11 protein-coding genes and 1 tRNA gene are annotated in these 12397 nt (G+C 39.8%); 8 read left to right on the forward strand and 4 right to left on the reverse strand.

Going from position 1 to position 12397, the window contains the following annotated elements:
- Position 1: 1 nt before the first annotated feature.
- Positions 2-1534, reverse strand: coding sequence for a SulP family inorganic anion transporter (locus B2107_RS08980; RefSeq protein ID WP_293955162.1), 1533 nt, complete (start codon positions 1532-1534; stop codon positions 2-4).
- A 101-nt stretch (positions 1535-1635) separates the two neighbouring features.
- Between B2107_RS08980 and B2107_RS08985 the strand changes: the two genes are divergently transcribed.
- Positions 1636-3168 (forward strand): DUF3943 domain-containing protein, encoded by a 1533-nt coding sequence (locus B2107_RS08985; protein WP_293955164.1) that lies wholly within the window; start codon positions 1636-1638, stop codon positions 3166-3168.
- A 47-nt stretch (positions 3169-3215) separates the two neighbouring features.
- On the opposite strand, the gene B2107_RS08990 is transcribed toward B2107_RS08985, so the two are convergent.
- Both B2107_RS08990 and fbp read right to left on the reverse strand, forming a co-directional pair.
- On the reverse strand, positions 3216-4658 hold the full coding sequence (locus B2107_RS08990; RefSeq protein ID WP_293955166.1) for a L,D-transpeptidase family protein: 1443 nt from the start codon (positions 4656-4658) through the stop codon (positions 3216-3218).
- A 113-nt stretch (positions 4659-4771) separates the two neighbouring features.
- Positions 4772-5782, reverse strand: coding sequence for a class 1 fructose-bisphosphatase (gene fbp, locus B2107_RS08995; protein WP_293955168.1), 1011 nt, complete (start codon positions 5780-5782; stop codon positions 4772-4774).
- 268 nt (positions 5783-6050) lie between these two features.
- Here fbp and B2107_RS09000 point away from each other — a divergent pair, with 268 nt between their 5' ends.
- From B2107_RS09000 to B2107_RS09030, 7 genes are all read left to right on the forward strand, one after another.
- Positions 6051-6284, forward strand: a complete 234-nt coding sequence (locus B2107_RS09000; RefSeq protein WP_293955170.1) for a hypothetical protein — start codon at positions 6051-6053, stop codon at positions 6282-6284.
- A gap of 246 nt (positions 6285-6530) precedes the next feature.
- Positions 6531-6809 (forward strand): hypothetical protein, encoded by a 279-nt coding sequence (locus B2107_RS09005; protein ID WP_293955172.1) that lies wholly within the window; start codon positions 6531-6533, stop codon positions 6807-6809.
- A gap of 141 nt (positions 6810-6950) precedes the next feature.
- A tRNA-Lys gene (locus tag B2107_RS09010) sits at positions 6951-7023 on the forward strand.
- A 100-nt stretch (positions 7024-7123) separates the two neighbouring features.
- Complete coding sequence (locus B2107_RS09015; protein WP_293955173.1) at positions 7124-7699, forward strand: Crp/Fnr family transcriptional regulator; 576 nt, start codon at positions 7124-7126, stop codon at positions 7697-7699.
- Positions 7700-7773: 74 nt separating this feature from the next.
- On the forward strand, positions 7774-8592 hold the full coding sequence (locus tag B2107_RS09020) for an alpha/beta hydrolase (RefSeq protein ID WP_293955175.1): 819 nt from the start codon (positions 7774-7776) through the stop codon (positions 8590-8592).
- Positions 8579-9469: an EamA family transporter gene (locus tag B2107_RS09025; protein ID WP_293955177.1), complete on the forward strand. Its 891-nt coding sequence runs from the start codon at positions 8579-8581 to the stop codon at positions 9467-9469. The genes B2107_RS09020 and B2107_RS09025 overlap by 14 nt, the downstream gene beginning before the upstream one ends.
- 464 nt (positions 9470-9933) lie before the next feature.
- The gene (locus tag B2107_RS09030; RefSeq protein ID WP_293955179.1) at positions 9934-10524 is read left to right on the forward strand and encodes a riboflavin synthase; all 591 of its coding nucleotides are present in this window, start codon (positions 9934-9936) and stop codon (positions 10522-10524) included.
- Positions 10525-10593: 69 nt separating this feature from the next.
- On the opposite strand, the gene B2107_RS09035 is transcribed toward B2107_RS09030, so the two are convergent.
- Positions 10594-12393, reverse strand: coding sequence for a chloride channel protein (locus B2107_RS09035; RefSeq protein WP_293955181.1), 1800 nt, complete (start codon positions 12391-12393; stop codon positions 10594-10596).
- Between the last annotated feature and the right edge of the window lie 4 nt (positions 12394-12397).

Raw genomic sequence — 12397 nt, forward strand, 5'->3', positions numbered from 1 at the left:
TCTACTTGCCAGGCATGACCCGATAAGTTGGATCGTCCATGATATTGACCTTCACAATTCCCGCAGCATTTTTTAACAAAGAGCGACAATCTTCACTGAGGTGCCACAATTCGATTTTTTTCCCTTGTGCCGCGTAGCGTTCGGTAATTTTGTTGAGTGCATCCACTGCGGACATATCTACCACACGACTTTCCTTAAAATCTAAAATGACACGCTCGGGATCTTCCAAAACATCAAATTTATCCAAAAAATTAGCTGTCGAACCAAAGAAAAGAGGTCCATAGATTTCATAATGCTTGATGCCCTCGGCATCCAAATACTTTCTTGCCCGAATGCGCTTCGCATTATCCCAGGCAAATACAAGTGCGGATACCACTACACCAATAAGCACCGCAAGTGCCAGATTATGTAAAACCACGGTAATTCCAGCGACAATAATCCCAACGAAAATATCTGATTTGGGAAATTTATTTACAATCCGTAAGCTCACCCATTGGAAGGTTCCAATGGCTACCATCATCATCACACCGACCAGCGCAGCCATGGGTATCTGTTCAATAAAAGGAGCACCTATCAAAATAATCACTAAGATGGTCATTGCTCCAATAAAAGAAGAAAGCCGCGTGCGTGCACCTGCATTTAAATTGACCAGGGTTTGAGCAACCATGGCACAGCCCCCCATTCCCCCAAAAAATCCATTGATTGTATTGGCTATCCCCTGCGCCATGGATTCGCGGTTTGCATTTCCTTTACTCGCCGTTATTTCGTCCACCATGTTCAGTGTCAGAAGCGACTCCACCAACCCTACTCCAGCCATCACCAAAGAATACGGAAAAATCAGTTGCAATGTTTCCCAGCTCAGGGGTACATTAGGCAAATGTAGATGGGGCAATGTCCCACTAACAGAGGCAATATCCACTACTTTTTTGGTTTCAATACCTAAAACAGAAACCAAGCCAAATATAATCAGAATAGCGATTAGAGAAGCCGGGACAGCCTTCGTTATCCGAGGAAATCCAATCACAATCAACATCGTCAGCAGCGTCAGTCCCCCCATAATGTATAAGGTACTCCCCGACATCCACTCAGCACCCTGCCCGGTATTCACCTTAAATTGGACTACCTGAGCCATAAAAATAATAATGGCCAGTCCGTTCAAAAAACCGTACATAACGGGCTGCGGAATTAAGCGTACAAATTTCCCCCATTTAAAAAGCCCAACTAAAAACTGCATGAACCCCGCCAAGACGACAGCAGCAAACAGGTAATCAATACCGTGACTTGCCGCCAGGGCCATCAATACAACAACTGTTGCGCCAGCACCTCCAGAGACCATCCCTGGTCTACCGCCCAAAATGGAGGTCACCAAACCCATTAAAAAAGCTGCGTAAAGTCCAGTCAACGGTGGTAGCCCGGCTAAAATTGCAAATGAGAGTGATTCCGGAATCATTGTCATTGCGACCGTTAATCCTGCAAACAGCTCATTCTTAAGATTAATCGATTTTATATTCAATATTTCAAAGGTATTGTTCATTTTTAAATTACTTGAACAGGATAATTGCCGTAAAGGTAGTAATCACATAAACACTTTTCTTCTATATTTGTTATTCTTTACAAATTTTATCGCAAAACAGTATGTTCAGTTCGATCAAACAACGTATTAACCATCGTCATCCTAGTCTCTTTATAGTTATCTTTTTTGGGCTTGTCCAGCTGGGGAGTATAGGACATAGTAAGGCTGCATTCCTACCAGCTAGAGATTCCTTAATGACTTCAGATAGCCTATTTCGAGCGAAACCTGTCGAAAGATATCCCATGCACCACGATGAGCAACCACGACTATGGAACAATCATCTTATCAACGTAAAACAAACGGACAGTCTATTTGATTATCAGAAAAAAAACTTTTTAAGAGCTGGAATTGAATGGTTTTCCATCCAGGCTATTCCTGCTTCGGTTAATTACTTCATTCGCAAAGATCCTGTTTCGCATATTTCCTTTAAAAACTTCTTTAGCCATTTAAAACTGTCAGCCTGGACCTGGGACGACAATCTTTTTGCAACAAATCAAATAGCGCATCCTTATCACGGTCAGTTTTATTTCAATTCGTTCCGATCCAACAACTATAGTTTTCTACAATCGACAGCAGCAACCGTTGCCGGTAGCTATATCTGGGAAACTGCAGGTGAAACAGAACCACCATCCATCAATGACATCATCAACACAAGTTTTGGTGGTACTATTTTAGGTGAAATGACCCATAGACTATCGCATCATATTCTTTCGCGCCCGAGTCTGACCAAAGGACAACGTAATAAAAAAGAACTATTGGCCATGCTGATCAATCCGATAAACGGCGTCAACCGTCTGCTTGATGGGCGCTGGGGAGATAAGGTAAAAGGTGCGGTGGTCGACAGTTCTTTAGTACACACCGAAGTTGAATTGGGGCTAAGACGGTTTGATGCCAAGGAACATGATATCTTAAATAAAGGAAAGAATGACATCTATGCCCGTATCAAACTGATTTACACCAACGATGATCTAGACAAAAAGAAACCCTTCGATGACTTCTTCCTCAATTTGGAACTTGGATCAGATGATAGTTCCATCGTCAATGCGGTCAATGTGTATGCCTCGTTATACGGTAACCGGATTTTATCCAATTTAACAGGACGTCATCGTGGTATCGTGTCTGCGCATTTCGACTTTCTACGCAATGAAGCCTTTTATTACGGATCACAGAGCATCAATTATAATGTTTTTTCAAACTTCAATATTGGTAGCCGTACCAAGCTGACAACCATCCTTGGTGGTGGTCCAGTGGTATTGGCCGCTGTACCCGATCCTTATCTCCATTTTGGTGAAAGCCGCACATACGATTATGGCCCCGGGGCCGATTTTAGGGCTTCAGCCACATTGAGCACATTAAACCGCTTTAAATTTGGCGTAGATTACCGTGGCGGATATTTTGTCACAATCAGTGGTAACAAATCCCACCATTTTCTACACGCGGTATCCACAAGTGCTTCAATGCGTATCTGGAAAAATTTCGGTGTCAACCTTTACTCCGGTTACTTTAGATTGGAAGGTCATTATCAAGACCATAACAATGTCAACAAAGACTATCCTTTTGTCCGGATAGCACTAGCCTACAACTCTGAATACTAGCGACAAAAAAAGGCTTAACGACATGAGTTAAGCCTTTTTGATTAATTTTACCAATATTTCTTTAACGCTTCCTTCAAACGCGGATCATAACCATATATATCCGGATAAGTAACAATTTTCCCTTCGTCATCCAACCAAGTGGTATAATAAGTGATGTAAACTGGCATCTGGCGTTTAAGGGTGACCCAACGCGACTTCGAAATCGAATCTGTCGTAATTTCCTTCGCAATTTTTTCGGCCTGTTTCTCATTATTGACGAGGTAAGATGCTAAATCCACGGGTTTTTCCACCCGAACACAACCGTGGCTAACGGCTCGATTACTTTGCCCGAACATTTGTTTCGCCGGCGTGTCGTGAAGGTAAATGGAGTATGGATTCTCAAATAAAAATTTCACATTCCCCAAGGAATTATCCGAACCGGGATTCTGTTTGAAACGAAAGTTCTCGACAGAATCGGAATTCCAGTTAACAGTGGCAGGATCCACTTGTTTACCTTTGTAGTAAGCAACCATATTGCGCGATGCAAGATAGTTCGGATTATTCCGCACGCTTGCCAATATTTCCTTTTTAACAATACTATTCGGAATATTCCACACCGGATTAACCTGCATGGCATCCAACATGCCCTGCATCACCGGAGTTTCATGGTTCTCCCCCTTACGTGAATAGGCAGGATTTTCTGTTTCACCTACACATACATTCATTAATTGGCTAGTTTTTCCATCTTCGATAATATGTAGACGCTGTTCAGGGATATTAACAAAAACATATTTTTCTGGAAAATCTTGTCCCATCCAACGTAATTTTTCCAATACCAATAGAACCTGGCTCCGCTGCGTCCCCGATAAATTTCCACTGTGCAGCAGATTCTGAAATTTGAGGTAGTATTGGTTTTTTGGTTGGATATCGTTCAAAACAGTTCCAATGTTCACACTGTCCAGCAAGTGCACAACTTTACTGTAGGTCATACGCTTTTGAGGAACAAAATATCTACCATAAAGACGCTTGGGGTTGACAACACCATATTTTAGACAACTTACATAAGCTACCAGTCCATCTGTACTTAATAGATCAAGCTTAGCTAATAAGGGATAGGCCGCTGCAACATCTTTAGTTTTCAGCTTCCGCAAAGAAAACAAAGTTTCTTTAATGGCTGAAGTATGGAAATAACTACTACGAATACCATGCTCCTCACTTCGTCCAAAATACGCCAGCAATGTATCGATGCTACCATCAAAGAGATGCTCCGAAATTAAAGTCATCCCTTCCGTGGAATCGGATAATTCCTTCATCCAACTTGGATTATTCAACTTCGATTTTTCCTTATTGTACACGTCATGGAAGATTTTGACATACGCGGTTGAATCAAAATCCTTATAGGATTTATTTTCAAAGCCCTTCGCCAAAACATCGCCATATGTAGGAGGATTCTCTTTACAAGAAAAAAATACTACTGAAACAAACGAAATAAAAACTAAAAAACGTAACATACGACAGATCTTGACAAGAAATAGCTTTGCAATAATGAAGCCATTTTCTGAGTGTAAAGATAAATAATTCTTGTGTTCCAAAGAATCTTACCCGTCATTGAATTACTACAGATTCAATCAATATACTTTTGTAAGAAATCTTCCAGTAGTTCGACCATATCGGTATTGCCTAAAAAAGCAGCGGATCGTTGATGCAAAGTTTTAGGTTCAATATCGAGTATACGCTGAGTGCCATTGGAAGCTTTGCCCCCCGCCTGCTCAACAATGAACGCAATGGGGTTGCATTCATACATTAATCTCAACTTGCCATTAGGATGTGCAGATGTAGTTGGATAAAGAAAAATACCCCCTTTAAGAAGATTGCGGTGAATATCGGCCACCATTGAGCCAATATAGCGCGACGCATATGGACGCTGCGTAGCACTATCTTCCGTTTGGCAATATTTAATATACTGCTTTACCCCGTTCGGAAATTTAGAATAATTACCCTCGTTAATCGAGTAGATCTGACCTGAAGCAGGAATTTTCATATCTGGATGAGATAAACAAAACTCACCGATCGAAGGATCTAATGTGAAGCCATTTACGCCCTTGCCTGTCGTATATACTAACATTGTCGAACTACCATAGATTACGTAACCAGCCGCAACCTGCTTTGTACCGCGCTGTAAAATGTCATTGCTATTGCACGAAACACCGGTGTCAGATATCCTCCTATAGATGGAGAAGATCGTCCCGACAGACACATTTACATCAATATTGCTTGAACCATCCAATGGGTCAATACATATAATATATTTGGCATTTTTGGAAATCCCGGATTGGATGTAAACTGGATTTTCATGTTCCTCTGAGGCAACTACACAGCATTCTCCTCCACTTTGAAGCGCTTTGATAAACTGCTCATCGGCATAAACATCCAGTTTCTTTTGTCCCTCGCCCTGCACATTGACCCGGCCTGCATCGCCTAAAATATCAACCAATCCCGCTTTATTAACCTCTCTATTTACAATTTTTGCTGCGATTCCAATATCGCGCAGTAGTCTAGAAAGCTCCCCTTTTGCATACGGAAAATCGGCCTGTTTTTCAATGATAAATTGACCTAGTGTAGTTATACCACTCATAATGTTGTTTTCTTGGATATTTGTTGCACAAAGCTAAAAAAGTTAAACAAACTTTAGCAAACACATCCTTCTCATATGTAGCATTTTAGCAGACTAAATACGCAATCGATTGCGCTATGTTTTGAAATCTCTTCTTTGCTAAAACGATTATTAGCTATTAAAAAAATAATAAAAGGTTGAAAGCACTGGATAAATTTCAAATAGCAACGATTAGAAAAAAACAATAAATGCTAAGTATTTGGTAATTTTGGCTAAATATTCTGATACAATGCAACAACTCATACAACTCATCGAAAAAGAAAAATTAGCCAATCAGCCGGCAACACGGTACACGTTGATCATCGACGATAAGCAAGTGATTCATGGTGCTCTTTTCCTGGTAAAAACCGCCCGAAAAACATTTAAATTGATGATCCCGGCCCCTTTTCACGAAGCAGTTCTGAAAGAACAAGTAACCATTTATACGTTGATCAAACATCCCCAAGCAATGCTGCTATCTTAACCTTATACATCCCTAATATACTGATCACCTCATCGACAATACGAAAGCGCCTCTATTCTGTATACTATAGGGTGATTTCAGTAAAACGCTTTTTACGTCGCAATTCAGCAGACGCTGCAATGAGTTTAAGTTCCGCTTCTGTTATCGCGAATGCTCTAAGCTTAAATCGTGCAAAGATCGATATCCATTAAAAACAGATATTCCCTATATTCGCTGTTAGAATAACGACATATAGTTTAAAGTAACATGCGTAATATCTTTTTAATCTTGATAACGGTTATCATCACGGTAGTGTGCGTCAAAAATCCGCAATCGGTGCAGCTCAATTTTCTTGGGGAATCGCAAGTGGCACTATGGAAGCTATTATTGGCCTTTTTTATTGCAGGAATTGTATTTGTATTCGTCCTAAAAGTTGGAAAGAAGAAACAGCAGGTGTATGAACAGGACAATATTGAAGAAGCTGATGAAGAGAGCAGCGAACGAAGGTCCCTTTTATCCGATGAAGACCGGGAATTCCTTTCCTAAAACAAAAAATAAATCACTTAAAATGAAGCCCTAAAGTGCTAGAAAGTATTTTTATGGCCTAAATACTTGTGAGAAATAAGGATAAACCCTATCTTTGCATCACTTCAAACAAGGAACGGTAGTTCAAAAATAAAGAAGTAAGATTCCGTAGCTCAGCTGGTAGAGCAATACACTTTTAATGTATGGGTCCTGGGTTCGAATCCCAGCGGGATCACAAAAGAAAAGCTAATCTTGCGATTAGCTTTTCTTTTTTTAAGCTTGCCAGCATTCGTAATTGACTTGTCCTGACAAACTAAAACTAACAGCCACTCCTGATGATAGAAAAACTCCTCTTCGAAATGAATAGCTATGCACCACTTAGCCCGGCTACAACAGAAGTTTTGAAAACGATCTTTCATGTAAAACAGTTCAAAAAAAACGAACTCATCCTGCAGGCTGGAGAATACGCTAAATACTATTATTTTGTTTGCAAGGGGCTATTAGGGTATTATAAACTGGATGCTGATGGCAACATTATCTACAAATTATTTTTCGACGAAAACAGCTTTTGTGCTTCCACTGCTGCAATCATCGAAGAAAAACCAAGTAAATTCAGTATCGTTGCACTCGAAGATGTTCAATTGATCCAGTATTCCGCTAAAGTTTTTCGCGAACTTATAGCGACCCACCATGATCTAGCACTTTTTCAGCTTGCCTATCTCGAAAAGAATTGGGTAGTAAAAAAAGAACCACTTGAAATTGAACTCAAATGGAAATCTGCCAGAGAGCGATATATGGAACTTTATAAAAATCAATCGCTTTTTAAAAGACTGAAACAGCACCATATAGCGTCTTATTTAGGAGTAACGCCAACACAGCTAAGCCGCATCCGTAAAGAATTAAAATCATAATTCCATCAACATTTGTACATGTTTTCCAGTTTTAAACTTTAGAATTTCGTCCTATAAAAACAAATTATTAGGACATGAAAACAATATGCACACTCCTACTCTCTGCTCTTATCCTACCGCTAACAGCTCAGCAGATAATCAGAACCAAAGTCCATAGTAAAAAGATGGACAAAAATATCGAGACCATTATTGTCACACCCGACATCCAACATGGTGTTCAATACAAAACCGTCTATATTCTCCATGGTTATAGTGGCAATCCAGACCGTACTTTGCAGGACGATATCCCCGATTTACTTCAAAAAGCAAACACATTTCAGACTATTTATGTCCTGCCCAATGGAAATTTCAATTCCTGGTACGTGGATAGCCCCATAAATCCTCATTCACAATATGCCTCTTTTATCGGTACCGAACTCGTTAACTATATCGACCGTCACTACCCTACCTTAGCGTATAAAAGTGCGCGAGGAATCCTCGGCTGGAGCATGGGTGGTTATGGAGCGCTCCACATCGGTATCGCTTATCCCCACACGTTTTCAATTGTCGGAAGCTCCTGTGGGGCCATAGATTTCAGTCGCTTCGGAAAAGGATATCAAGGCTATCAGGTAGACCAAGTACTGGGAGATTTAAAAACTCTAAAAGACAGCGAACGGATTTACAGCAATGAGGATAGGATGATGCAAAATAAGCAGCACTATATTGTCGATTGTGGAACGGAAGACCAACACATGCTGGAAATGAACAGAACATTCCATAAACATCTGACAAGCAAAAACATAGAACACTTATATATAGAATCAAAAGGGGGACATAATACATCCTACTGGAGCAAATCACTATCACAGCAATTGGCTTTATTTCAAAACTATTTTCAAAATGAAGGACTATAAATCAACACTCTATGTTGCTGCTGGTGCTTGTAGTTACGGACTTCTTGCAACAATTGTAAAATATGCCAATCATTTAGGTATACATACCAGCTTATTGACCTTTTTGCAATTTATGTTCGGATTTCTCGTTTTGCTGGCATTGAATCTTTTATCAAAACGCAACGTAGAAGAATGTAACGTCATCAAATTCTCATCGAAGATTAAATTGATGGCCTGGGGCATTTCTCTAGGTCTGACCACAACACTTTATTATCTATCCATTCAATACATTCCAGTATCCATTGGGATTATTCTACTGATGCAGTCTATTTGGATTAGTCTAGTCGCAGAAGCATTGCTTTTAAGAAAATTCCCTTCACGTGTAAAGATAATAGGTGTTATTATTGTCCTACTCGGAACAGCCTTTGCTACTAATATAGTGCAAAATGATATCGCCCTTAACTACAAAGGAATACTATTAGGCTTCGGTGCCGGGATAAGTTATGCTCTGGCAATTTATGCATCAAGTTCTGTAGAGAAGCAATTACCAAGTCCATTGCGCAGCCAATTCTTAGTTCTGGGCGGACTATTACTCATCGTAGTGTTTTGGAACATTGATATCGTACGGTATATGCAAATTGGAGCATTACCTTGGGGAATGCTTATTGCGATTTTTGGAACGATCCTTCCTCCCTTATTATATACAAAAGGCATCCCTAAAACTGGAATAGCTATGGGTAATATAATTTCAAGCCTAGAGATACCTATTTCAATACTCTCTGCCATGCTTGTTTTGCAGGAAGTTGTATCGGGATTTCAGTGCTTTGGCATACTGCTTATTTTAATAGCTGTAATAATCATCAATCTACGCGAGCAGCACGAGCTAACCAACGCGTAAACCTGTATATCCCCATACTTTTATTTAATAAACCTTGGAGAATCCATGCTACGCATGATAAGCACAAGGTATAGATAAGATAAAATAAAAAAGTAATAACGTACTACTCAGATGAGATGGAATAAAGATAAAAAGTAGGTGCTAAAAAAAAGCTTAGCATTGGTCGGGCGACCTGCTAAGCTTTTATAAATACCTCTTTGTAGAGGCAATCAACCTAAACCTATGACAAAGATAATGGTTCAAATGATATAAACAAAAATTTTGTTATATTTTTTTTCAACTCCCATAAATTTGCTTTGGGACAGCCTTCACAAAAGGATTAGTAAGTGTAAAATGTACACTACAATCTTTTCTCATTTTTTTAACGCTAGAGACATGATCTTTTACGGCCCATTTTTGTAGGATCTAAACTTAGGTGATTGATTTAATTATTTAGTAACTTTGAATCAATCAAAAAAAGCATCATGTTTACTGGAATTATAGAAACGCTAGGAAAAATAGAAAATATCGAACACGACAAAAGCAATATTCATTTTTATGTCAGTTCCGCTATTTCCAATGAACTTAAAATAGACCAAAGTGTGAGCCACAATGGAGTATGTCTCACTGTGGTTGGATTAAACAACGATCTCCATCAGGTAACGGCAATTGACGAAACGCTGCAAAAGACAAATTTAGCACAATTAAAAGTGGGAGACTTGATCAACCTGGAACGCTGCACCTTGGCTGGTGGCAGATTCGATGGACATATCGTACAAGGGCATGTCGATCAGATTGCCAGTTGCATTGCCAAGCGGGACGAAAATGGTAGTTATGTTTTTACATTTCAATATGATATCTCCAAACAAAATATTACCGTAGAAAAGGGATCAATTACTGTAAATGGTATCAGCTTGACAGTTGTAGATTCAAGAAACGATCAATTTTCCGTCGCGATCATTCCCTATACACTCGAACATACCAACTTGCAACATGTCGAAGTAGGTAGCACAGTCAATCTCGAATTTGATATTATCGGGAAATATGTCAGCAAGATCATGGCTTTGCGTAGTTAATAAATTTTTTAAGCATCCTTGGGTCTAAATCCATCCGAGGATGCTTATCCCAAAGATGACGCGGTCTAGCTATTCCAAATAATGCCCCTGGCGTATTAGTAGTGCCCGGTACTTGTTAAATACACTCGATTTGGATACAAAGCCCATATATTTGTTTTCGGCTCCTAAAACCGGAAGTATCCAAGTATCATCCTTATTCATTTTGGCCATCACAATTTCCATATTTTCATTGATTCCTACAGTATCATTTGGCTTCTGAGCTAATTTTTCAAAGGTCGTATCTCCCCCCTCTACTTCTCCCAATAACGCAGAAAAGAGAAACTCGCTGTAAACAAGACCAATAAATTTACCCTCGTAATCCACTACCGGAAAAATATTACGCTTACTGTGGATAATGTCCGTCTGCCTCGTTTTAGGTGTTTCATCCGGACGCAGGATGACAAAATTAGTTTCCAACACATATTTTATTCGCATCATACTGAGTACCGATCGATCCTTATCCTCATAAGAAATCAGATCTCCCGATTCCGCCAATACTTTAGTATAAATGGAGTGTTTCAATACGGTCCGATTAATCAAGTAAGAAATTGAACAGACCAACATCAAAGGAACCATTAATGTGTACCCCCCGGTCACCTCTGCAATCAAAAATATACCAGTTAACGGAGCATGCATAATGCCACTCAAAGCACCAGCCATTCCCGCTACCACAAAATTAGGTACATTTAACTCGGCAATCCCAGTCAAGTTTATCCCGTATGAAAACGCAAAGCCCAACAGTCCCCCCATTACCAAACTTGGTCCAAAAACGCCCCCGTTGCCTCCCCCATTCAATGTAAACAGTGCAGCAAACGATTTTCCAAATAATGTCAATATCGTATAACCAAAGACCACTAAGCCAATGTCCTTATAATTCGAAAACAAACTGTTTTTAACAATCGAGTTAAACTGCCCGTTGAGAATTTGCTGTATGGTAATATATCCCTCACCGTAAAGTGCGGGAAATACAAAAATCATCAAACCTAATGAAATACCACTCACCCAAACTTTGTTATAGGGATTCTTAATGTTTGCGAACCATTTTCCTACCGTTCTGGAAACACGCGCAAAATAAATGGTATAAAGACCAATAAGCACCGCCAGCAGCAAATAAAATAGTAACGCCGAAACCTGCCAATCGGAATTAAACGTACTAAAGAGAGGTTCATTGTACAAGACTCGCGACACAACTGACGCCAGAGCCGATGAAATCAATAAAGGAATAAAAACAGGAATAGAAAATTCAGGCAGTAAAATCTCGATCGCAAAAATCATTCCCGCCAAAGGACTGTTGAACGCCCCAGAAATTCCCGCTGCGGCTCCACAGGCCAATAACATAGTAACTTCCTTATACTGTAAACCAAAAAAGCGGGCTATATTAGAACCAATAGAAGATCCGCCCAAAGCGACTGGAGCCTCCAAACCACAAGATCCACCAAAACCCACGGTAATTGCCGAGGTGACTACCTGCGAATAGATATTACTTGGGTCTAACCGGCTTCCTTTACGACTAATGGCATAAATGATTGGAGTAATGCCGTGCTCCATCTTCTTCCCTTTTAAAAACTTACGAACAAAAAATACACTAAGCAAGATCCCGATCAACGGAAAAATCAAATAGACCGAGTACTTTACCTTCCAATCAATATCATCTTGTATGGTTGCCGCAATAAAATGGGTCAGCCGCTTGAGCACAGATGCCATGATACCACCAACAATCCCCACCAAAAATGCCAATAGAATGATAAAATTTCTGTTCGAAACTTTTTTCATCCGCCATTGGTTAATCTGGTCTATCTTTCTAAAAAAACGTCCTTTGAGGTTTTCCATAACA

The organism is Sphingobacterium sp. UBA7855, assembly GCA_002500745.1.
Taxonomy (GTDB): Bacteria; Bacteroidota; Bacteroidia; order Sphingobacteriales; family Sphingobacteriaceae; genus Sphingobacterium.

Coding starts and splice junctions, on each gene's coding strand:
- B2107_RS08980 (WP_293955162.1), bottom strand. CDS start 1,534: ATGAACAATACCTTTGAAATATTGAATATAAAATCGATTAATCTTAAG.
- B2107_RS08985 (WP_293955164.1), top strand. CDS start 1,636: ATGTTCAGTTCGATCAAACAACGTATTAACCATCGTCATCCTAGTCTC.
- B2107_RS08990 (WP_293955166.1), bottom strand. CDS start 4,658: ATGTTACGTTTTTTAGTTTTTATTTCGTTTGTTTCAGTAGTATTTTTT.
- fbp (WP_293955168.1), bottom strand. CDS start 5,782: ATGAGTGGTATAACTACACTAGGTCAATTTATCATTGAAAAACAGGCC.
- B2107_RS09000 (WP_293955170.1), top strand. CDS start 6,051: ATGCAACAACTCATACAACTCATCGAAAAAGAAAAATTAGCCAATCAG.
- B2107_RS09005 (WP_293955172.1), top strand. CDS start 6,531: ATGCGTAATATCTTTTTAATCTTGATAACGGTTATCATCACGGTAGTG.
- B2107_RS09015 (WP_293955173.1), top strand. CDS start 7,124: ATGATAGAAAAACTCCTCTTCGAAATGAATAGCTATGCACCACTTAGC.
- B2107_RS09020 (WP_293955175.1), top strand. CDS start 7,774: ATGAAAACAATATGCACACTCCTACTCTCTGCTCTTATCCTACCGCTA.
- B2107_RS09025 (WP_293955177.1), top strand. CDS start 8,579: ATGAAGGACTATAAATCAACACTCTATGTTGCTGCTGGTGCTTGTAGT.
- B2107_RS09030 (WP_293955179.1), top strand. CDS start 9,934: ATGTTTACTGGAATTATAGAAACGCTAGGAAAAATAGAAAATATCGAA.
- B2107_RS09035 (WP_293955181.1), bottom strand. CDS start 12,393: ATGGAAAACCTCAAAGGACGTTTTTTTAGAAAGATAGACCAGATTAAC.